Consider the following 20,191-nt stretch of genomic DNA (forward strand, 5'->3'; position numbering starts at 1 on the left):
CATGAATTATGTTTGCATACATTTTTGTAGCTCGATGCCAAATCATTGTAGAGACGTAGCAATGCTACGTCTGGTCATACCCGTGAATTGTAAATTCATATCTTGATTCAGCAACGCCCAACCAACAACAAAGTTTTTTGAGGAGAACGCGAAAATGGCAACCTACCAAGTTAGATTAATCAACAAAAAAGAAGATCTGGATACCACAATAGAAGTTGACGAAGAGACTACCATCCTAGATGCAGCAGAAGAAAACGGTATTGAACTCCCCTTTTCTTGTCACTCCGGTTCTTGCTCTAGCTGCGTTGGCAAGGTAGTTGAAGGTGAAATCGATCAATCTGAGCAAATTTTCCTTGATGATGAGCAGGTTTCTAAAGGGTTCGCCCTGCTTTGCGTTACTTATCCACGTTCTAATTGCACAATCAAGACTCATCAAGAACCTTATCTTGTCTAAAGGTCTCATTTTTTCTCCCCTTCATATTTTCTTTCCTTAGCTAATTTTGAAGTCGTAGCTTTCACAATGCTATGACTTCTTTATTAAGAAGACAGAAGAAAAACTAAAAGAGATTTTATGCATAATTATGTAAGCTGTTGATGACAATTACTTATCAAAGAAAATCTTAATTTTAAGATAGCGTATATCTATATATTTCATCACTGTTTTTTATTTTTATTTTATAAATCATTTAATTCTTACTAGGGTAGAAAGTGTTGCAGCCCTACTACTAACAACTAACAACTAACAACTAACCACTAATGTTTAACAGCTTTAGTGTCACTGGGTCTTCATTAGCATTGCTGAAAGCGGGAGAAAAAGGAATCATTCAGTTCTGTAACAGTCAGGACGAAAAAATCCTGAATCAAGTGATATCTTTGGGGCTAATTCCAGGAGCTTACATTACTTTAGAACAACGGTTTCCCAATTTTGTTCTCAAAGTAGAACATCAAAGCTTGGTAATTGATAAGGTAATTGCTCGCACACTTTATGTCCGAGTTGTTAATAGATAATCGCGTTCTGAGAATGGATGAAAATCCTTACACCTTCTTCCTTCTTTCCTCTTTTTCTTCCTTATTTTCACAATAGAGGGACTAGTAAAAATATGAACGGGAATACCGTCACGCGCCACTATCACAACTTTTTACAAGTTGCTCAGAGTTACTATCAGCTAACAAAGCCCCGCATTATCCCTCTGTTGCTGATTACCACGGCTGCTAGCATGTCTATTGCATCTGGAGGAAAATTAGACCCTGTATTGCTGCTAGTAACCCTGGCTGGTGGTACTTTTGCTGCTGCTAGCGCCCAAACATTTAATTGTATCTACGATCGCGATATCGATTATGAAATGGAACGCACGCGCCACCGTCCTTTGCCTTCCGGTCGAGTGCAACCTGCTCATGCTTTAATATTTGCGATCGCCCTAGCTTGTATTTCTTTCACGTTGCTGGCAGTCTTTGTAAATTTGTTGAGCGCTCTGTTAGCAATGTCCGGTATTTTATTTTATGTGGGCGTCTACACCCATTTACTCAAGCGTCACACATCTCTTAACATCGTCATTGGTGGTGCGGCTGGGGCTGTTCCGGCTTTGGTCGGTTGGGCAGCGGTAACGGGTACACTTAGCTGGACGGCGTGGCTATTATTTGCGATCGTATTCCTGTGGACACCCCCCCACTTCTGGGCACTGGCATTGATGATTAGTGAAGATTATGCCAAGGTGGGTGTGCCAATGCTGCCTGTAGTTGCTGATAGTCTCACTGCTGCTAGGCAGATTTGGGCGTATACTTTAGTGCTTATTCCTGCCACATTTTTATTGATAGATCCTCTGCAAGTGATGGGTGCTATTTACACCTGCACTGCTTTTGTATTGGGGGCTATCTTCATCAAAAAAGCGTGGGCGTTATTGCAAGCCCCAGAGGAAAAACAATTAGCGCGATCGCTATTCCTCTACTCTATTCTCTACATGATGTTACTGTGCGCTGCAATGGTAGTTGATAGTTTCCCTATTACTCATCAACTTACTGAGTTAATTGTTAGATTTGTTAGTGGTTAGTTAAATTTTGTTCTTTGTTGATTGTTGTTCGTTGTTTGTTCCAATCAACAACCAACAACCAACAAACAACCAACAACATTTCTTAATCAACAGCAATCATTACATCTGTTGCTTTAACCACAGCGTAAGCTTCTTTTCCTTCTGATAGTTGGAGGCTGTCTGCTGAGGCTTTTGTAATGATTGCAGTCACCTCTACTCCAGGTGCAAGTTCTAAAGTAACTTCTGTATTGACAGAACCTTGTACAACTTTTTTTACAGTAGCTTTAAGAGTATTACGAGCGCTAATTTTCATATCTTGATATTGTTGTGACAATTTTTCCTCATCAATAATATCTATTTTGCATAATTTATAAGTATTTCTTTAGATTGTATTTATAATTTATCATATATAAAATTGCAAGTTTGACTTTTCACATATCAGATACTTACTGTTGTGGCAAAGCTAGCTGGTAAAGCTGTATGAAACCAATGCCGGAACAGCATAAGTTTTGAAAAACAAATTCAGCAAGAATCATATCTTACAATTAAATACTCGCAAGCTCTTACTAATAAATAATTACATTTTAATGCAAAACGAGATAGGAACAAAATAATTTTGTACCCCTATTACAATCAAGCTGTATTCCATCCAATTGATTCTCACCATAAGACAATACAGTTCGGTGAGCAGAACTTGATTCTTAGAGTCCCCCTAAATCCCAATACGTCACAACCCTTTGTAGAGACGCGAAATTTCACATCTCTACAGACCAATTTTTTGTACCAAAAATCTCTAAGACACTATAATTATTGATATTTAATCGCAATTTTATTCTTAATAAGAATTGTAATTGTTGTTTTAACCATTATCTACTACCTCTTTTCAGTTCAAAAAACATATTTTTTTGTGTTTTTTTAATATTTCATATTTAGATATTTCTGCAAAGTTTTATAACTGACCCCTTGTCCAAATTTTTTATGAGGATATTATATGAATGTAGGCTAAAGCGTTGCCAATAATCCTAAACTTCAGTAGCAAAAAGCGACTATATAGTTCTCTAAATAAATGCCATGCTCAAGCTGAGCGAATTTGTAAACTGGAGCAAAGAAGATATCTTCAAGATAGTAAATAACGGGGAAATGCGTAAGTTTACTCCTAGAAAAAGTCAGATTTATTTAGAGAGAACAGAACAACCCTTCGCAATTTTCGTAATCGCTTTTGGCAGCAGTAAATCTAAACAACCTGAGTTTAGGTAAGGCGTGTGTGCTTGAGGCGCACGCAGCTAGGAAAGAATGATAGAGGCGATTTCCTTACATAAAGGAAAAGGAGCAGGAATTATGAGAGCCAAACACATTATGACTCAAGATGTAGCAACTATCCGCGGTTCAGCTACTGTAGCAGAAGCAGTCAGACTCATGAGGCTCAAAGAATTACGAGCGTTGATTGTAGAACCTCGTAACGATGCAGACGCTTACGGTATTGTTACCGAGACTGATATTGTGTCTAAGGTGGTCGCTTATGGAAAAGACCCCAAACAGACACATGTCTACGAAATTATGAGCAAGCCCTGCATCGTTGTCAATCCTGACCTTGACGTGGAATATGTAGCACGGTTATTTGCCAATACAGGTGTTTGGCGTGCGCCTGTTATCCAAGGTGAACTACTTGGCATTATTTCTGTCACCGATATTATTACTAAAGGTGACTTCCTTGAAAAGCCCAAGTTAGCATTCTTGCAAAAAGAACTCCACAAAGCCATATCAAATGCTCGCTCAATTTCTGTTAACTATGGTGCGGATTCTAAAAAAGCTGTTGAAGCTTGGGATTTTGTAGACGAACTCCAAGCAGAAGCATGTTTTTATGGCGCACCAAAACCAGAAAAATCAGCTAGAGAGCTATTCTCTAATGGACGGCAATCAGTGAGTGTAGGTTAACAGTCCGATCGTAAAAGTAATCTTACTTAGCAACTCATCCTGAATTAATAGAAACCCGGTTTATTGTATAAACCGGGTTTCTCCAAATTGATATCTTGAACCATTCTTAATAACCGTAAGGTGAACACACTCCATTAACCTGAAATTAAAATTATTCGAGTATGTTAAGTGATACCTACCCTACATTAGTTAACATCGATGATCGGTGCCAAAGTTTTGATGTAGGCGCATCGGCTGGCAAGACAGAAGTAGTTCAGTTGCTTTTAGAACACCATCCCAATTTAGAGTTACAAAACTTAGATGACTTCAAAGTGATAGATTTTTCTGCCACTTTGGAAGTCTTAAGAATTATTAAAAATGCAGTCAATTACAGGAAAATCGGGTAAAACTTATCATGACCTACAAAGTAATCCTGCTGATCGGTCTTACCCGACCTCAAGCATATAAATGCATCTACTCAGTCATATGCGTTTAATGTTTATCCTAGATTCATAGAAGAGTGAGAATAAATATCATGAATCAAATACCTTTATTTATTTGGTTAAACCGTGCAATTTTCTTTGAGAACTTTTAGCAAGATAATTCTTAGAAGTTGCAAGGAAGTCATCAGCATATACTCTTTATTTCACGGGAGTTTACGTACATTTCAGAGAAACTTGAGGCATAACAGATAGTAGATATAATTTGGAAGTTGAGAATAATTTTCTAACCCTTATTTATGAATTAATTGATGATATTTTTGAGAGTTATATTTTACAAATTAATAGTATCAAAAGATTCTTTTTTTTGATTTTTTATGTTTATTATAGGTCTAGCTAGCTTTTTAGGACAAAAGCTGTATATGTGTAGCGATCGCTGGGAGGATAAATGTAGTGAAATAGCTACCTTTTAGGATGATGAAACTTAGACTCTTTAGAGACTAATTGAGATGTACTATATGCAATTGTACTTATAAACTAAATTGAGAATTGCAGAGAGAAGGAGATGAAGAAGAATTTTTTGCCCAAGGATGATTCACATCCTATTCAACTAACTTCAGCAGATATCATACTGCGCCAGCGACTAGAGAATTCTATTAGCAGTTATTTTTATAATGCTTGCGATCGCACTATTCAAAATTTGTTATCTAGTTGTCGATGGTATGTCACAAGTCATGCTAGTATTTTAACCTTAGTAATCGAATGTACAGACCAAATTACTAACTGGCGTGTCCTTCAAAAAATCGTGCCAATGGCAGCAGTTTTAGGTGAGATCGTGAGCAGTGCTAAAATTCGCGTTTATCCGCCCAAAAAAGAAGGAATGCCTTTTGAAATGAGAGTAGATGAGTTATCAGTTTACCGAGATATGGCTTAATGGTTGTTGGTTGTTGGTTGTTGGTTGTTGGGTGTTTACTACTAACCACTAACCACTAACTACTAACCACTAACTACTAACCACTAACTACTAACCACTAACTACTAACTACTAACCACTAACTACTAACCACTAACTACTAACTCCCTGTTCAATCATCGCTTTAATTTCTGCAAAAACTAAGTCAGCAGAGTTTTTGACAACAGGACTTAACTCCCAACCGAAACCAAGATTTGCCGCTTCAATTAGGTAAACTATAACCTCTTCGGGAAAGTCATTCTGAAAGATTTTCCTACCTGCGGCTAAAGCATTATCCCAACGAAAATCATGCAAATTATAACTGGGTTCCGGCAGGGCCTCCAGTTCTTTTCCAGGAACTTTAAACACAGCGCCCGGTTCGGAACCCGTTGCACTTGCATCAATAATTATTAACTGTTTACTACCTCTTGCTTGAAACATCACTTCCATCCCAGCAGTTCCGCAATCATAAACTTGCACATGAGGATGGGGATGTTCAACAAGATATTGTTGTAAGTGTTGAGCGACTATGACACCTACAGCATCATCACTACGATTCAGATTGCCGCAACCAATAATGGTTATTTGTCCTAACCTGCGGAAAGCTGAAGAAGGCGCGTCTATGTCGTTTGTCATTTGTTACTATTCCTAAAGTCTGTGAGGTCAATGTTTTAGAATTGGGAAAATATACAGCTTTATCACTTCGTAAGCTGGAGATTACCATGAATAAGATGTATCATTGCGGTAAACGAGGCTGCCCAGGGCATCACAGCCAATATGAACAGTGCCTTTTCGACACTATTAATTTTGAAATACCTAAAATCAACAAGATGCCTGAGATTAGATTGAGTGAGCTGCTTGAGAAATATTATTGTGGCAAACAGGGCTGTCCAGGACACTTGGTTAAAGGTCAACAGTGCATTAACCAGATTAGATTGAGTGAGCTGCTTGAGAAATATTATTGTGGCAAACAGGGCTGTCCAGGACACTTCATTAAAGGTCAACAGTGCATTAACTGGTAACTCCACAGTTAACCGCAATCAACAAAACACTATTATTTCTCAAACGAGGGAAAATGTGAAAGCTTCATAACTTCGTGACTGAAGGTGGCGATCGCTATTTTGTATACATAAATCTTTGGCAAAACAATTTTTACAAGTTCTCCATACCCAAAATCCTTGTAGAGATGCGAAATTACCCTGCGGGAACGCCTGCGGTGTACGCGTCTCTACATTATTTTTCAACAGAGTCCTATATAGTTCACTATTCACATTTGGTAATTATAGTTCTGATTAAAAAATACATTTTTTAGTTTTGTTTAAGAATATTATCGTTGTATGCTAATTATTAAGTTTTGAGTCTAAAAATTAAACTAAATTCATCCAAACCTAAAACCAAGCTGATTCTTAACTAACCGGATTTCGCCACGTACAGATTATAACTATATCGGTTAGATATGAATGCCTGTAGTGATATTTATGAATGCCAATCTTGGAAGTTGAGCTTATATGCAGCAAATATACCCAGGAGAATTCCATGCTTGAGTATTTAACACGTTTGAACGACCATAACTTACCTTATCCAGACACGATTCATCCCATCATCGTTCACTTCGTAATTGCGATGGTGTTGTTTGCTTTTGTTTGCGATGTAGTTGGTTATTTTACCCGTAACTCCCGTCTTTTTGAGGTGAGTTGGTGGAATATGTTTCTAGCTACCATTGCCATCTTCGTCGCTATCATTTTTGGTCAGTTTGAAGCAGGTCTAGCAAGACCTTACCACCTAGCAAAATCAGTACTGAATATGCATACCCTGATTGGCTGGTCACTTTCGGGAATCATTGCAGCAATTACAGCTTGGCGTTATGTAATTCGTACACGCAACCCCCAGAAATTACCAATCACTTATCTAGGAGTAGGGCTGCTATTGACTGTCATAGTTGGTATGCAAGTATATCTGGGGGATCAACTTGTTTGGGTGTATGGACTGCACACAGTACCAGTTGTTGAAGCGGTAAAGGATGGTATTTTGCGATGAACTCTGAACTAATTGACCAATTGAAAGTGCAATTAGGCGCAAACGGACTGCCTTACACCATTCCTATTCATCCCAACTTAGTTCATCTCACCTTGGGTTTGTTCATCATTGGGATTTTCTTTGATGTTGTCGGTGTATTCTTCCCCCTGCAAAAATTCGTCTTTAAGTTTTTGGCAATTCCGGTTGAACGTGCCAACTTCTTTGATGTTGGCTGGTACAACATGCTAGCTTCTGCCATCATCACCTTTTTTACAGTGGCAGCAGGCTTTTATGAAATCATGTTGGCAGAAGCGCCACTAGATGTGAAGAGTGCTTGGGGATTGCAGGCCATGGAAACAATGCTTTGGCATGGTGTAGGTGGTGTTTTACTATTAGCGCTAATTGTTGGCATGACAGTTTGGCGAGGATTCCAGCGCTTCGCTTGGCGCAAAGACGAAGATAGACAAGTGCAGCTGAGTTATCTAGTTGTGGGAATGGCAATCATGTTTGTGATGTACGTCCACGGCACACTGGGAGCACAACTAGCTGCTGAATTTGGAGTACACAATACTGCCGACCAGTTACTAAGAGTCGGTCAAGACCTCAACGCAATGATTAAGTAAATGTTGTTTGTTGTTTGTTTCAACCAACTACCAACCACCAACTACCAACTACTAACCATGAAAATCCAGAAATTACTGAAGATTTTAACCTTGATTACGAGTGCGATCGCTCTTGTTACTACTAGTCTCTGGATTGGGAAACAGGCTTACTCCTGGCTTCCTCCAGAAGCTGCTGCTGAATCGCGACTCGTTGATGATTTGATTAGCTTCTTGGTTACACTCGGAGCATTCATTTTCCTGGGAGTTACCGGAACGCTGATATATTCCGTAATTTTCCATCGGGCGAAAAAGGGCGAGATTATTGACGGGCCTCCAATAGAAGGTAATATAACCCTAGAAGTTGTCTGGACAGCCATTCCAATTTTGCTAGTGTTTTGGATTGCTGGTTACAGCTACCAAATCTACGAGCAAATGGGTATTCAAGGGCCAATGGAGCACGTCCACCTGCACATTCCAATAGGAATGGAATCGGCCTATGCAGCACCGATGCAGGACACGGGGACGCGGGGACACGGTGACGCGGAGACATCTTCTGTATTGGTGGCAAACTCAGAATCTGTAGAAAAAATCGACGTTCTTGCTAAACAATGGGCTTGGGTCTTCCACTATCCAGAAAAAAATGTCACCAGTACTGAACTGCACCTACCTGCTAATAAAAGAGTGCGTTTGGCACTGCAATCAGAGGATGTTCTACACGGCTTCTACGTTCCCGCCTTTCGTGTAAAGCAAGATATTGTTCCCAATCAAACTATTGACTTTGAATTCACTCCTATCCGTACTGGCAAATATCGACTGACTGATTCTCAATACAGTGGCACTTACTTTGCAACCATGCAAGCGAATGTAGTAGTTGAATCCGCTGAAGATTACCACCATTGGCTTGCCAAAACTGCAACCCACAAGCCGACAACTGCATCAAATCAGGCAGCTTCTGAATATGCCCAAGCTGCAAATCAGTCATCCCCATCCGGTTGGGCAACAGTCGCCCCTGCCGAACCTCCTCTAGTTAATTATCCTGGTTAAAAGGAAACAAAGCGATGACGAATATTTCCATCGAAAGCATCGGTATCGCAGCTGAACAATCTCACCACGACAGTTCCAACGACTGGAAGCGATACTTCAGCTTTAGCACTGACCACAAGGTCATTGGTATTCAGTATCTTGTTACCTCGTTCATATTCTTTCTTGTCGGCGGTATATTTGCGATGGTGCTGCGGGGGGAATTAATTACACCCGAAGCAGATTTAGTCGATCGCACCATGTACAACGGTATGTTCACCATGCATGGCACAGTCATGCTGTTCTTGTGGACATTCCCATCACTGGTAGGCCTAGCCAACTACCTCGTACCACTTATGATTGGCGCACGCGACATGGCATTTCCCCGCCTCAACGCCGCCGCCTTTTGGATGGTGCCGATAGTCGGCATTCTATTGATGGCCAGCTTTTTTGTCCCTGGCGGCCCAGCCCAAGCTGGTTGGTGGTCTTATCCGCCAGTTAGTCTCCAAAACCCCACAGGTAACTTGATTAACGGTCAAGTTATCTGGCTGTTGGCGGTAGCAATTTCCGGCGTATCCTCAATTATGGGGGCAGTCAACTTTGTCACCACCATAGTCAAGATGCGCGCACCGGGCATGACTTTCTTCCGGATGCCCTTATTTGTTTGGGCAGTATTCAGCGCTCAGATTATCCAACTCTTCGGACTCCCAGCACTGACAGCAGGCGCGGTGATGCTGCTACTCGATCTCACAGTTGGTACGGGCTTTTTTGATCCCGCCAACGGAGGGAATCCAGTTATGTTCCAGCATTACTTCTGGTTCTACTCCCACCCCGCTGTTTACGTGATAATTTTGCCCATTTTCGGCATTTTCTCGGAAATATTTCCAGTTTATGCCCGTAAACCCCTATTTGGTTATAAAGTAGTCGCCGTTTCCTCACTCCTGATTGCCGTAGTCAGCGCTATTGTCTGGGTACATCACATGTACGTCAGTGGTACTCCCGGCTGGATGCGGATGATTTTCATGCTGACAACGATGTTTGTATCTGTACCCACTGGTATTAAGGTGTTTGCCTGGGTAGCGACGATTTGGGGCGGTAGAATGCGGTTAACTACACCCATGCTGTTTGCCCTAGGTGGATTGGTGTTGTTTGTGTTTGCAGGCATTACAGGCATTATGCTTTCCTCCGTGCCTGTTGATGTTCATGTCAACAATACCTACTTTGTTGTTGGTCACTTCCACTATGTTTTGTATGGGACGGTGACGATGGGAATGTATGCAGCCATCTATCACTGGTTCCCGAAGATGACTGGACGGATGTACTACGAAGGCTTAGGCAAACTACACTTCTGGTTAGCATTCATCGGCACTAACCTCAACTTTTTCCCCATGCATCCCTTAGGATTACAAGGAATGTTGCGTAGAGTCTCTTCCTACGCACCAGAGTATGAATTCTGGAATATTGTTGCTAGTCTTGGCGCATTTCTATTAGGTATGTCTACGCTACCCTTTATTCTCAACATGATTGGTGCATGGATGCAGGGTGAGAAAGCACCAGATAACCCCTGGCACGCAATTGGCTTGGAATGGGAGGTTTCTTCACCACCTCCTGTAGAAAACTTTGAAGAGATTCCTGTTGTTGTCAGCGCACCTTATGGTTATGGCAAGTCGGAACCATTAGTTGCTCAAGCTCACACACAGAAGCATGTATCTGTCAGCCCAACTTTGACAGGTGTAGAATAACGCGGCCAGATCTTTGTGTCTTTGTGCCTACCCTGCGGGAAGCCGCTGCGCGTCTATGTGGTGAAAAAGCAATGATTAGAACCACCAAGACACTAAGACACGAAGTTAAAAAGCTCAAGAATGAGCATGAATTTCCACATCACGCTTCAGCAAAGCTGTCACAGCTTGCAAATAAAGGAGAATTCAAGCATGGACGGTTATATGATTTCAGAGGAGTTGCAACTGCATCAGACAGAGCATGTTCATGACGAAGAAGGCAATAAGATGTTTGGCTTCGTTGTGTTTCTGCTATCTGAAAGTGTTATTTTTCTGAGCTTTTTCGCTGGATATATTGTTTATAAAATAACAACTCCTAATTGGTTGCCACCTGGTATTGAAGGATTAGAAGTTGTAGCGCCTGCAATTAATACGGTGGTTCTTGTTGCCAGTAGCTTTGTCATTTACTTGGCAGAACGTGCCCTTGGAAGTCACAATTTATGGGGTTTTCGCCTGTATCTGTTGGCAACGATCGCGATGGGAAGTTACTTTTTGTTTGGACAGGCAATTGAATGGAATAGCTTGGAATTTGGCTTTACTTCTGGTGCATTTGGTGGGATGTTTTACCTACTAACTGGTTTCCACGGTTTGCACGTTCTCACCGGCATCCTGTTGCAGTTGATTATTTTGGTACGTTCCTTCATTCCAGGTAATTACGATTCTGGTCACTTTGGAGTGAATGCCACTTCGCTGTTTTGGCACTTTGTTGACGTAATTTGGATTATTTTGTTTATTCTGATCTATATATGGCAGTGACGTTAAGTAGGTCGGTACAAATAAAGCTAACTAGTTAAGGTCGTCATTAGTCATTGGTGAGCTAGCGCGCTCCAAAGGGGGTTCCTCCCCCAACCCCAGAGGGGGCCCCGAAGCCCCCAATCCCCACTCAGAGTCAGTCGTGGGGGCCGGTGAGTCCCCCACTCGCTGTTGGCACCAGACGCGCGCAGCGCGGCTTCCCGCAGGGTACCCGTAAGGGTCATTGGTAAGGATTTCAAGCATATTTATGTTTCGTAACATAGCTTGATTTATTTCCACTGACCTACTTATTTATTGGTTGAAGTGAATATTTACACTCTAAAGTTAAAGTTTTTGGTGCGTTAGCTTAAGTACAGTTTTGCGTAAAATCGTAGCTTTTTTAAACGCAGAGGAACACAGAGTGTTTCCAAATTTAATTCGTTACGAATTTGTGCAATATTTTACTAAGTATGACGCACCAACTGTCTTGATTGGTGAGACAAGGGAGAGGAAGAAGACACGCTTCGGGAAGTCAAAAGTACCAAGTCAAAAATCAAAATTAAAATCTTTACTTTTGACTTTTGAATGCGTGACTTTTGAATTGTTTTGTCCTCCTTGTCCTTCTTTTCATTTGAAGATTACTGAATCAGTGTTCTAGACCCTCGATAGATCTGCTTGGACTTGTTCGGGTGGGAGCCAAGGTGTCAAAACAGGCTCTTGGGATGCACCATTGCCATCCTGCCCAACCATTTCTGCATAGAGGGCTTCCTGGTGAGCGAGCTCGCAGGCAACAGGTGGGGCACTGGTGTGAATAAAAGGCGTTTGGGTTGGCTCATCGTTAGCATCGTAGTCAGGCAATTGACTTTGGGGATGCATGTAGGTATGGGTTTTGGGATCGTAAGCCATCACTTCGCCTGTCTCGATGTAGTAAACCCAGCCGTAAATCTGGAGTTTGCCCTGATACAGCTTGGAGTGGACTGATGGATAGGTCTTCAAATTTTCGATTTGCGTTAGCACATTCTCCGCAACCGCAATTTCTAGCAGTTCTTTATCGGTGTAGTTTTTGTAGCTATCTTTCACGAGTCTACGAGTCGCTTCCGCGTGCTTGAGCCAGTCATACACTAGCGGCATATCTTCTTGAAGCTTGTTGAGATGTAGCAATCCGTTCATTGCACCGCACTGGGAGTGACCGCAGACAATGATTTGCTCGATGCCCAATGCTTGAATGGCATATTCAATCGTTGCTCCTTCGCCCCCATTAGTTGCTCCGTAGGGCGGGATGATGTTTCCGGCATTGCGAACGATAAATAGCTCACCTATCTCTGTCTGGGTAAGTAGGTTAGGGTCAATCCGGGAGTCAGAACAAGTAATGAACATTACTCTCGGCTTTTGACCATGAGCGAGTTGTGCTAACAAGTCCCGATGGGCAGGGACGTAATTTGCCCGAAATTCCTGCAAACCTTTAAGTAATTTCTTCATTGCTTATAACTCCTCGGCAGTGTTTGCTTTGAGAAATGTAGTGCGGACGTTTTGTGAGCAAGGGCTCTGCCTGCACTACTGTTTTGGAGTGTGATCTTAGGTATTAGATTAAATAAGTGACGGTGACAAACTCGAAACACAAATGTAACAAAGTCGGAAAAAAGCAGATATTTTCGCAGGCGATACGAACCCGAACAATTCGATTGTCAAGTTAGTAACCAAAATATATGAGACTAGGTGAAACTTACTAAAAAAGCAATATCTAAAATTGAGATTTAAATCGAAGATATCACCAATTTTACGCAAATCTTTACTCACTCTTGTAGGCAAGCAGTTTTTGTAAATGCGATCGCTTTGATACAGGCAATTGTATTGAGAAAAGCTTCCTTCTGTTTCGTCCAAAGAAGTAATTCTTGGGATTACTCGGTTATTCAAACAAGCTATGGGGCTTACACCCCGGCAGTATGTGATTCGATGCCGGATTGAAACTGCAAAACGGCTGTTGGCAAAGTGGGAGTTGTCCATTACAGAAATTAGCGATCGCCTGGGATTTACTAGTCACAGTCATTTCACTACGTTCTTTCGCAAACATACTGGCATCACCCCCACCGCTTATCGACGAGGGCTATGATCCTGCCTTTTAGGTGAACAATGATTTCTATCTCTAGGATGAATTAACGCTAAACCAAACTTAACTAGCAAGATTTGTAAAATTTTGGCAATTTTTAGTAAAGACAACACAAAGCACAATCGCTACGCTTATTTAGTCACAAAGTTTTATTTTTTAGGAAGGCGATCGCGTCTAATTTTCTGGATGTATTTGAAACATGGAGACTCAAATGAATACAATTGATAGGAAAGCTGAGGAGTGCAAGTAGATAACAATGAGATGGCAGCGATCGCCTGCAAATACGGCATCGAATTTTGAGAGTAAGTTTAGTATCGCCCTGTCAGTTTACATCCCACAAGCATTCAGAGACGGGATGTGTTGAGAGGGCGTTACCAGCTAGAAGCAGAGTGCGATACAGTTTAGATTTCTACACCATATTTTTTAGCGATTTGACCAAGTTGCTCAAACTGTTCTTGTGAGGCTTGAGTTAATTTCTCTTCTGGAGGCAGTTCATTTTTCTCGCCTTTAGGAACTAAATACCTAACGTAAAGAGAAATGAAATCAACTATAGCTGCTATACCAGGCAAAGCGTGGTTGTCAGCTTGCTTTCCTGCTACTAAAATCGCCATACTTCCTTCAATCGATTTCCTGGTTGCTTCCACAAATTGACCGATAAGTTCGTTGATGTAGTCTACTGCCGCCAGGTTCTCTAACTTCATTAAATCCGGAGTAAATTCGTATCCCGCTGCTGTTGCTTGTTCTAGAACACACCATTGTGTGAACTCTCGCAGTACTGCTTCGGGAAGGCCAGAAAGATACTTGTGCAATTCTAAATCAGACACTAGCTTACCTTATAAATTTCAGTTTTCTTTGTGTCTTAGTGCCTTGGTGGTTAATAAAATAATTTTTGAACCACAAAGACACTAAGACACCAAGTTAAAAGCAGATTATGCGGTGCGGAAACGTGCCAGTTCTTTACCCGTCTTCGCATCGTGGGCGTGAACGGTACACACTAAGCAGGAATCAAATGACCGTGCTACATGACCTACTTCCACCGGATCGGTCGGATCGGCAATCGGTGTACCTATCAAAGCCTCTTCAATCGGGCCGCGTTTTTCTTCAGCGTCACGGGGCCCGACGTTCCAAGTTGTAGGGGCGATCACCTGATAATTTTTAATCTTGCCGTCTTCTAGTTCTACCCAGTGACACAATGAACCTCGCGCTGCTTCTGTTGCACCCCAACCGCGTCCGTCTTTTTCTTTCGGTTTGATGTACCAGGGTTCATTTAGTTTGAACTCGCGTAGACAGCGTTCGGCTTGGCGATATAACTTGACAATTTCATGAACTCGTGATAGTAGGCGCACATGCACGCTGGGGCCACCCATACGCTTGAAGACATCTAGGATAAATCCGTCGTAGTGCTGCCAAGATTCACCATGTTTACCACCTGCTACTAATTGTCGTGCTAAGGGGCCGGCTTCCAAGCGTCCGTGTTCGATGTGGCGTACTGCTGTTGACCAAGAATAGGAGTTATTGAAGTCTTTGTTATTCTTTTGGGTGGGGTTGGTAGTACGGTCAAAGGGGTGAACATCTCCTGTGCCTTCGTCATACCAAGAGTGAGTGGTATTTTCGCGGGCAAAGGTATGATCCATCAAGACGTGAGTGTCGGTATAACTGTCATATACGCCACTCTTCATGATCGTGGCAGCATTCCGCCCTGCTATTGTTGGCTTCTGGTATCTATCTTCATGAGGTAGATATCCCCAAGTGACGTATTTACCTACACCAGCGCCAAATTGATCTAGACCGATATCTAAACCCATGCGCCAATAGAAACCTAGGTCAGACTGGCGATGGTTGCGGTTTTCATGTAACCAGGCCATGAAGTCATCATAGGTCTGAATTTGTTCGTAGCGTTCTAGCGAACAACCTAACCACACTGGTTCTAACCAATTAGTGCGGAAGTATTCCAGAATTGACCAGGCGCGGGTAATGTCTGTTAAGGTAGGGGCGCACATCACACCACCAGGAACCATGTAGCTAGAATGGGGCCATTGACCACCCAAGAGGGCGTAAATTTCTACAGGTTTAGCAGAAATTGTGACGCCAATTTCGTAATGTTTACCAGTAAAAGCTGCAAAACGTCGGACAGCTTCTTGATAGTAGCGGCTATGCTGGTATTTTTTGTTAGTCAGATCAATGGCAAATAGACCGTAAAAATAACGAGGTATACTTTGGATTGTTTCAACTATTTGACCGAGATTTCTGGCTAAAATCGCATTGCGCGGAACTTCTGTTTCCCAAGCGGTATCTAATGCCCAAGATGCACAAGTGAGATGAGAACCACCGCAAATACCGCAAATACGAGGTGTAACAATCAATCCTGCTTGGGGATCTTTGCCACGCAGAATGACTTCAAATCCTCGGAAGAGTTCGGCATGAGTCCAGGCGTTGACTACGTGACCATCTTCGATTTCGACTCGCACATCTAAATCACCTTCTACTCTCCCGACGGGCGAGATGTCTAATGTTTGAATACCCATAATGTTTTGTTGGTAGTTAGTAGTTAGTAGTTAGTGGTTAGTGGTTAGTGGTTAGTGGTTAGTGGTGAAGGAATATCTACTAACTACTATCTATAACCACTAACCATTAACTAAACTAAGAAAAAGTCTTCTTCTGCCCAAGCGGGTGCAGCATCTTTTGCGACTAGGGTGAGTAAGGCGTAGTCTTTGTTCTTCACTCCTGGTGGTAATTCTTTGGGAACTCCCATCACGGTTTGAGTCTTAAATACAGTTCCAGGTTTGAGATCGTAGAAGGGGAATTCTGGTTCAGTACAACCCAAACAAGGCATTCCAGCACGGGTTTTGGATGAAACGCGGTTCCACAAGATGCGGTTGCAGGAAGAATGAGTCATGGGGCCGCGACAACCCAAGTCATAAAACAGGCAACCTTTACGCTGACCAAATTCGGCAGTGGTTGCTTTATAGGCAAAGTGGATGTTGCGAGTACAACCTGTTTGAGTAAAGGTTTTGAAGAAGGTTTGGGGACGATGGAGTTCGTCAAGGGTAATATCGCCGATGCGATCGGTGGCGATCGCCACTAATATCTGCGTTATCCAGTCGGGATGGGCGGGACATCCGGGAATATTAATTACGGGCAATCCTGCTTTGGAACGGTAATCTGCCCCTAAAAAACCACCTTTTTGGCGCTTGAGAAATTGTAAACCCTGGGATTCACTGGGGTTGGGGGCCATGGCGGGAATTCCACCCCAGGTAGCACAGTCACCCACAGCAACTACAAATTTAGCAGCTTTTGCTAAGTCGCTGACCCAATTTTTCATCGGACGGTGGGCGAAACGATTCCATTCTCCCGTACCGTTGGGGGCATTAACTACCGTACCTTCAAATACCAAAATATCTAGAGGTATTTTGCCGAGGGCACAATCCCACAGCATTGCTTGGAGATTGTCTCCTAGTTCCAATCCCAAAGAGGGATGCCATAGTAAGTTGATGCCAAAGTCAGAAATTAAATCGCAGACAGTAGGTTCTTCGGCATTTAAAAATGACATGGTGTTGCCGGAACAGGCACCACCTTGTAGCCATAATACGTTAGTCATTGGCTGCGTATTTGTAATGTTGACAATAGACTTCTTCCAGAAATTAGGTAAAGATAAAGCAACAATTCTCACCTACTCATCCTTTACCCTTTCCCTAACTAAAGGACATTAATGAGGCTTGTAGAGTTTTACCCGCAAATTATCATTTACCTTTCAATATCAAATATTTTTATTTCCAATTATATATGCTTTTAAAAAAAAATAAAGTATTAAATTCAACTAAATCAACAGGCATAAACTATTTTTTTAGTAATTATAAATACAGAATATATAGTTGCATCAAATATCATTATATTCAGTATTCATACCAACTCTAGTAATGCTAAATTCTTAATTTTAGAGTTAAAAGAAAGTTTTTAATAAGTAATTTGAGTTTAAAATGGATATTAAAATACACTCAAATAAGTCATAAAGCTATCATATTTATGGCTTATTAAACTTAAAATCAGCAGTAAATTTAACGTAAAAATTAAGTAGAGACAGCAAATATATGCCAAGAGTTTTACACTTGAAAAAATCAAAAATGTTAAAAAAATTAATAGTACTGGAATTAAATCAATAATGATGTCTAGTGACTAGAATTTTGATGATAGGCTGATTTATATTAGTGAAGGTTGTAAATGGTTGGTGGTTAGCGAGCAAGAATCAATAACCAACAATAAACTTTCATCATTAATATTGATTCCTACCCAGTTGAGTTGAAAATACTTGGTGTCTTAGTGCCTTGGTGGTTAAAAAAATCTTGAACCACCAAGACACAAAGAGATTCCACCTTCTTATTTGCAATTCCACACTTCCCATGATTCCAAGTATCACAGATGCTGCGGTGAAAGCAGCGATCGCTGCTATTGCCTCTGAGTCAGCATCAACCAAGGATAAAATCGAGATGCTGATTGAAATGGCGCATGGCTTTGTCAAAAAGCCAAAAACTGCCCAAGATTTGTGGAATGCGATCGCGCTGTATCAACAAGCAGAAAAATTATCTGGTGAAGATTACCTGCTGCTGAAAGCGCGGGCAAAAGTGGGAATGGCGGGGGCGCTACGGGCAATACCAAATGACGCGGAAGACTTGCTACTGCAAGCGAAAGAGTTATACACAGAAGCCTTACCAGCTTTGCAAGAGTTTGCCTCACCTGAAGAAATTGCCGAAGCCCAGATGAACTATGGCTTGGTGCTACAGTCTCTAGTACCATTCAACTTGGCACGAATAGCAGATAGTATTCAGGTATATCAAGAAGCTTTGCGGGTGTTTACCTGGGAAAAATACCCCCAGGAATATGCGATTTTACACAACAATATTGCGATCGCCTACCTTTCCATGTCTAGTGGTTCGCAACAGCAATATTTGTTTGAAGGCTTGGCAGTACAGACTTTTGAGGCAGCACTAAAGCACATTAATATCATCGATCATCCCAGGGAATATGCGATGTTGCAGAATAATTTAGGCAACGCCCTGCAATATTTACCATCATCTCATCCCTTGGATAATTTGGTGCGGGCGATCGCCGCTTATGACGAAGCTTTAAAAGTGCGTAATGCCAAAGATACACCCTTAGAATACGCCAATACGATTGCGAACAAAGCCAACGCCTTATTCAACTTACCCGATGACTTGAACAAACCAGAAACAGGTAATCCTCAAAACCTCAGACAAGCGCGTGCCTACTATCAACAAGCTTGGGAAATTTTTACCCAGCATAGACAAATAGAACAAGCCCAAGTAGTAGCCCAAATTTTGCAAGATATTGAGACGGAAATAGGGAGTAAGGGTTAGTGGATAGTGGTTAGTAGATAGTAGGAAACAATAACCTATTAACCACTAACTACTAACTACTAACTACTAACCATTTATAAGGAGAATACATCATGACAGACATACTCACAAGCTTAGCGATTGGTGATATCAACTTGCTGACAGGAACAATTTTGTTGTTAATAGCAACTGGATTCTCTCTAGTAGGTGGTGCAATTGGCGGAATGCTTTTAGCTGGAGAAGAAGTAGGTTATCAGTTTGCGGCCATGCTTGGTGGTTTATTTGGCCCTGCTGCTGTGATTCCAGCGATGCTTTTAGGGTTGTTCCTGCTGAATTTATGTCCTCAATTCTAGGAGATTTTATGTTAGAAATAGGTTGGTTTTCCGCTAGATTATTTTTTAAAGGCAAGCTAATACGCGATCCAAAGTACTTTTGGCAGCAAACCAGTATTGGTGCTGGTATAGGTTTACTACTACTAATTTTACCTTTATTCTTAAAATTTCCGTTGTGGCTAGCAGTGGTAGCATCCAGTTTAACAACGGGTACTGTAATGCCGTTTCTGCTTAAAGACTTCAAAATGAAGTGAATAATTAGTTGTTAGTTGTTTGTGATGAGTTATTCGTACTAACAACTAACAACTAACCACTATCTACTAACTACTAACCAATCTCTAATGACTACCCTTGAGGAATTAGTACAAGAAATTAGTCGTTTTGAAGCGATAATATCCGAGTGGGATGAAAGCCAAAGGTGCGTAGCCATAGGATTGAAACGGGCGATCGAAGACTTGCATAAAGAAGCGTTAACCCGCTTAATTAAAAGTGTCAAACAAGAATCAATGTCAGCTTTGCGTAATGCCGTTAAAGATGAAATAGTCTACGGCATTTTGCTTTATCACGAACTAGTCAAACCACCAACGCCACCTTTAACACAACGTGTTCAACAAGCATTGAATGAAGTTCGTCCTAGTTTGAAAAGCCATAATGGTGATGTGGTATTAGTAGCAGTGAAAGAACCGGATACAGTAGAAGTGAGATTAATTGGCACTTGTAGTCATTGTCCGGCTTCCACGTTAACTTTATCTCAAGGAATTGAACAGGCAATTAAGGCATATTGTCCGGAAATTAATAACGTCATCGCGGTAGGGTAATTTTTTAGTAGTTACGCTACTGTCGAATTAGTCGAAATCGCATTTGTTTGTAATGCCTGTTGCAAAGACTAGTTTTATGATGATAACGATCGCAGATGCACA

The 20,191-nt window shown here is 41.5% G+C and carries 23 protein-coding genes; 17 read left to right on the top strand and 6 right to left on the bottom strand.

Annotated features, from left to right (window positions below; all coding sequences use genetic code 11):
• Nucleotides 1-154: 154 nt before the first annotated feature.
• From HXY43_RS14485 to HXY43_RS14495, 3 genes are all read left to right on the top strand, one after another.
• On the top strand, nucleotides 155-454 hold the full coding sequence (locus HXY43_RS14485; protein WP_026731065.1) for a 2Fe-2S iron-sulfur cluster-binding protein: 300 nt from the start codon (nucleotides 155-157) through the stop codon (nucleotides 452-454).
• A gap of 302 nt (nucleotides 455-756) precedes the next feature.
• On the top strand, nucleotides 757-1,008 hold the full coding sequence (locus tag HXY43_RS14490; RefSeq protein WP_290883971.1) for a FeoA family protein: 252 nt from the start codon (nucleotides 757-759) through the stop codon (nucleotides 1,006-1,008).
• A gap of 92 nt (nucleotides 1,009-1,100) precedes the next feature.
• Nucleotides 1,101-2,048, top strand: coding sequence for a heme o synthase (locus HXY43_RS14495; protein ID WP_290883973.1), 948 nt, complete (start codon nucleotides 1,101-1,103; stop codon nucleotides 2,046-2,048).
• A gap of 82 nt (nucleotides 2,049-2,130) precedes the next feature.
• Here the strand turns inward: HXY43_RS14495 and HXY43_RS14500 are convergent, their stop codons facing one another.
• Nucleotides 2,131-2,340, bottom strand: a complete 210-nt coding sequence (locus HXY43_RS14500; RefSeq protein ID WP_290884058.1) for a molybdopterin-binding protein — start codon at nucleotides 2,338-2,340, stop codon at nucleotides 2,131-2,133.
• A 1,025-nt stretch (nucleotides 2,341-3,365) separates the two neighbouring features.
• On the opposite strand from HXY43_RS14500, the gene HXY43_RS14505 reads away from it, so the two are divergent.
• From HXY43_RS14505 to HXY43_RS14515, 3 genes are all read left to right on the top strand, one after another.
• Nucleotides 3,366-3,962, top strand: coding sequence for a CBS domain-containing protein (locus HXY43_RS14505; protein WP_290883975.1), 597 nt, complete (start codon nucleotides 3,366-3,368; stop codon nucleotides 3,960-3,962).
• 161 nt (nucleotides 3,963-4,123) lie between these two features.
• Nucleotides 4,124-4,348 (top strand): hypothetical protein, encoded by a 225-nt coding sequence (locus HXY43_RS14510; RefSeq protein ID WP_290884064.1) that lies wholly within the window; start codon nucleotides 4,124-4,126, stop codon nucleotides 4,346-4,348.
• 598 nt (nucleotides 4,349-4,946) lie between these two features.
• Nucleotides 4,947-5,315: a hypothetical protein gene (locus HXY43_RS14515; RefSeq protein ID WP_290883977.1), complete on the top strand. Its 369-nt coding sequence runs from the start codon at nucleotides 4,947-4,949 to the stop codon at nucleotides 5,313-5,315.
• A 132-nt stretch (nucleotides 5,316-5,447) separates the two neighbouring features.
• Here the strand turns inward: HXY43_RS14515 and HXY43_RS14520 are convergent, their stop codons facing one another.
• Nucleotides 5,448-5,969 carry a hydrogenase maturation protease gene (locus HXY43_RS14520; RefSeq protein ID WP_290883979.1) on the bottom strand — a complete coding sequence of 174 codons (522 nt, stop codon included), beginning with the start codon at nucleotides 5,967-5,969 and terminating at the stop codon, nucleotides 5,448-5,450.
• On the opposite strand from HXY43_RS14520, the gene HXY43_RS14525 reads away from it, so the two are divergent.
• From HXY43_RS14525 to HXY43_RS14550, 6 genes are all read left to right on the top strand, one after another.
• A complete protein-coding gene (locus HXY43_RS14525; RefSeq protein WP_290883981.1) occupies nucleotides 5,963-6,355 on the top strand; it encodes a hypothetical protein in 393 nt (130 codons plus the stop codon). The genes HXY43_RS14520 and HXY43_RS14525 overlap by 7 nt on opposite strands.
• A gap of 514 nt (nucleotides 6,356-6,869) precedes the next feature.
• Nucleotides 6,870-7,370 carry a DUF2231 domain-containing protein gene (locus HXY43_RS14530; RefSeq protein ID WP_290883983.1) on the top strand — a complete coding sequence of 167 codons (501 nt, stop codon included), beginning with the start codon at nucleotides 6,870-6,872 and terminating at the stop codon, nucleotides 7,368-7,370.
• Nucleotides 7,367-7,972: a DUF2231 domain-containing protein gene (locus HXY43_RS14535; protein WP_290883985.1), complete on the top strand. Its 606-nt coding sequence runs from the start codon at nucleotides 7,367-7,369 to the stop codon at nucleotides 7,970-7,972. Before HXY43_RS14530 ends, HXY43_RS14535 begins: the two co-directional genes overlap by 4 nt.
• 57 nt (nucleotides 7,973-8,029) lie before the next feature.
• A complete protein-coding gene (locus tag HXY43_RS14540) occupies nucleotides 8,030-8,995 on the top strand; it encodes a cytochrome c oxidase subunit II (RefSeq protein WP_026731074.1) in 966 nt (321 codons plus the stop codon).
• A gap of 14 nt (nucleotides 8,996-9,009) precedes the next feature.
• A complete protein-coding gene (gene ctaD / locus HXY43_RS14545) occupies nucleotides 9,010-10,713 on the top strand; it encodes a cytochrome c oxidase subunit I (RefSeq protein ID WP_290883988.1) in 1,704 nt (567 codons plus the stop codon).
• A gap of 189 nt (nucleotides 10,714-10,902) precedes the next feature.
• Nucleotides 10,903-11,505, top strand: a complete 603-nt coding sequence (locus HXY43_RS14550; protein ID WP_290883990.1) for a heme-copper oxidase subunit III — start codon at nucleotides 10,903-10,905, stop codon at nucleotides 11,503-11,505.
• 630 nt (nucleotides 11,506-12,135) lie between these two features.
• On the opposite strand, the gene HXY43_RS14555 is transcribed toward HXY43_RS14550, so the two are convergent.
• Nucleotides 12,136-12,960, bottom strand: a complete 825-nt coding sequence (locus HXY43_RS14555; RefSeq protein ID WP_290883992.1) for a carbonic anhydrase — start codon at nucleotides 12,958-12,960, stop codon at nucleotides 12,136-12,138.
• Between the two features lie 418 nt (nucleotides 12,961-13,378).
• On the opposite strand from HXY43_RS14555, the gene HXY43_RS14560 reads away from it, so the two are divergent.
• The gene (locus tag HXY43_RS14560; protein ID WP_290884060.1) at nucleotides 13,379-13,591 is read left to right on the top strand and encodes a helix-turn-helix transcriptional regulator; all 213 of its coding nucleotides are present in this window, start codon (nucleotides 13,379-13,381) and stop codon (nucleotides 13,589-13,591) included.
• A gap of 398 nt (nucleotides 13,592-13,989) precedes the next feature.
• Here HXY43_RS14560 and HXY43_RS14565 read toward each other — a convergent pair whose 3' ends face one another.
• From HXY43_RS14565 to HXY43_RS14575, 3 genes are all read right to left on the bottom strand, one after another.
• Complete coding sequence (locus HXY43_RS14565; protein ID WP_026731078.1) at nucleotides 13,990-14,412, bottom strand: hypothetical protein; 423 nt, start codon at nucleotides 14,410-14,412, stop codon at nucleotides 13,990-13,992.
• 105 nt (nucleotides 14,413-14,517) lie between these two features.
• Nucleotides 14,518-16,113, bottom strand: coding sequence for a nickel-dependent hydrogenase large subunit (locus tag HXY43_RS14570; RefSeq protein ID WP_290883994.1), 1,596 nt, complete (start codon nucleotides 16,111-16,113; stop codon nucleotides 14,518-14,520).
• Nucleotides 16,114-16,223: 110 nt separating this feature from the next.
• Nucleotides 16,224-17,186, bottom strand: coding sequence for a hydrogenase small subunit (locus tag HXY43_RS14575; protein ID WP_290883996.1), 963 nt, complete (start codon nucleotides 17,184-17,186; stop codon nucleotides 16,224-16,226).
• Nucleotides 17,187-17,985: 799 nt separating this feature from the next.
• Here HXY43_RS14575 and HXY43_RS14580 point away from each other — a divergent pair.
• The 4 genes from HXY43_RS14580 to HXY43_RS14595 all read left to right on the top strand — a co-directional run bounded on the left by HXY43_RS14580 (nucleotide 17,986) and on the right by HXY43_RS14595 (nucleotide 20,089).
• Nucleotides 17,986-18,960: a hypothetical protein gene (locus tag HXY43_RS14580; RefSeq protein ID WP_290883998.1), complete on the top strand. Its 975-nt coding sequence runs from the start codon at nucleotides 17,986-17,988 to the stop codon at nucleotides 18,958-18,960.
• 92 nt (nucleotides 18,961-19,052) lie between these two features.
• On the top strand, nucleotides 19,053-19,292 hold the full coding sequence (locus HXY43_RS14585; protein WP_290884000.1) for a hypothetical protein: 240 nt from the start codon (nucleotides 19,053-19,055) through the stop codon (nucleotides 19,290-19,292).
• 8 nt (nucleotides 19,293-19,300) lie between these two features.
• Entirely contained in the window at nucleotides 19,301-19,525 is a 225-nt protein-coding gene (locus tag HXY43_RS14590) for a hypothetical protein (RefSeq protein WP_026731083.1), read from the top strand.
• 87 nt (nucleotides 19,526-19,612) lie between these two features.
• Entirely contained in the window at nucleotides 19,613-20,089 is a 477-nt protein-coding gene (locus tag HXY43_RS14595) for a NifU family protein (protein WP_290884003.1), read from the top strand.
• The last annotated feature ends 102 nt before the right edge of the window (nucleotides 20,090-20,191 follow it).

Source organism: Fischerella sp. (genome assembly GCF_013388695.1).
In the GTDB taxonomy this organism is placed as follows: domain Bacteria; phylum Cyanobacteriota; class Cyanobacteriia; order Cyanobacteriales; family Nostocaceae; genus PCC9605.

Bases quoted from the DNA above. Each gene is read 5' to 3' on its own strand.
- HXY43_RS14485 (WP_026731065.1), top strand. From the start codon at position 155: ATGGCAACCTACCAAGTTAGATTAATCAACAAAAAAGAAGATCTGGAT.
- HXY43_RS14490 (WP_290883971.1), top strand. From the start codon at position 757: ATGTTTAACAGCTTTAGTGTCACTGGGTCTTCATTAGCATTGCTGAAA.
- HXY43_RS14495 (WP_290883973.1), top strand. From the start codon at position 1,101: ATGAACGGGAATACCGTCACGCGCCACTATCACAACTTTTTACAAGTT.
- HXY43_RS14500 (WP_290884058.1), bottom strand. From the start codon at position 2,340: ATGAAAATTAGCGCTCGTAATACTCTTAAAGCTACTGTAAAAAAAGTT.
- HXY43_RS14505 (WP_290883975.1), top strand. From the start codon at position 3,366: ATGAGAGCCAAACACATTATGACTCAAGATGTAGCAACTATCCGCGGT.
- HXY43_RS14510 (WP_290884064.1), top strand. From the start codon at position 4,124: ATGTTAAGTGATACCTACCCTACATTAGTTAACATCGATGATCGGTGC.
- HXY43_RS14515 (WP_290883977.1), top strand. From the start codon at position 4,947: ATGAAGAAGAATTTTTTGCCCAAGGATGATTCACATCCTATTCAACTA.
- HXY43_RS14520 (WP_290883979.1), bottom strand. From the start codon at position 5,969: ATGACAAACGACATAGACGCGCCTTCTTCAGCTTTCCGCAGGTTAGGA.
- HXY43_RS14530 (WP_290883983.1), top strand. From the start codon at position 6,870: ATGCTTGAGTATTTAACACGTTTGAACGACCATAACTTACCTTATCCA.
- HXY43_RS14535 (WP_290883985.1), top strand. From the start codon at position 7,367: ATGAACTCTGAACTAATTGACCAATTGAAAGTGCAATTAGGCGCAAAC.
- HXY43_RS14540 (WP_026731074.1), top strand. From the start codon at position 8,030: ATGAAAATCCAGAAATTACTGAAGATTTTAACCTTGATTACGAGTGCG.
- ctaD (WP_290883988.1), top strand. From the start codon at position 9,010: ATGACGAATATTTCCATCGAAAGCATCGGTATCGCAGCTGAACAATCT.
- HXY43_RS14550 (WP_290883990.1), top strand. From the start codon at position 10,903: ATGGACGGTTATATGATTTCAGAGGAGTTGCAACTGCATCAGACAGAG.
- HXY43_RS14555 (WP_290883992.1), bottom strand. From the start codon at position 12,960: ATGAAGAAATTACTTAAAGGTTTGCAGGAATTTCGGGCAAATTACGTC.
- HXY43_RS14570 (WP_290883994.1), bottom strand. From the start codon at position 16,113: ATGGGTATTCAAACATTAGACATCTCGCCCGTCGGGAGAGTAGAAGGT.
- HXY43_RS14575 (WP_290883996.1), bottom strand. From the start codon at position 17,186: ATGACTAACGTATTATGGCTACAAGGTGGTGCCTGTTCCGGCAACACC.
- HXY43_RS14580 (WP_290883998.1), top strand. From the start codon at position 17,986: ATGATTCCAAGTATCACAGATGCTGCGGTGAAAGCAGCGATCGCTGCT.
- HXY43_RS14585 (WP_290884000.1), top strand. From the start codon at position 19,053: ATGACAGACATACTCACAAGCTTAGCGATTGGTGATATCAACTTGCTG.
- HXY43_RS14590 (WP_026731083.1), top strand. From the start codon at position 19,301: ATGTTAGAAATAGGTTGGTTTTCCGCTAGATTATTTTTTAAAGGCAAG.
- HXY43_RS14595 (WP_290884003.1), top strand. From the start codon at position 19,613: ATGACTACCCTTGAGGAATTAGTACAAGAAATTAGTCGTTTTGAAGCG.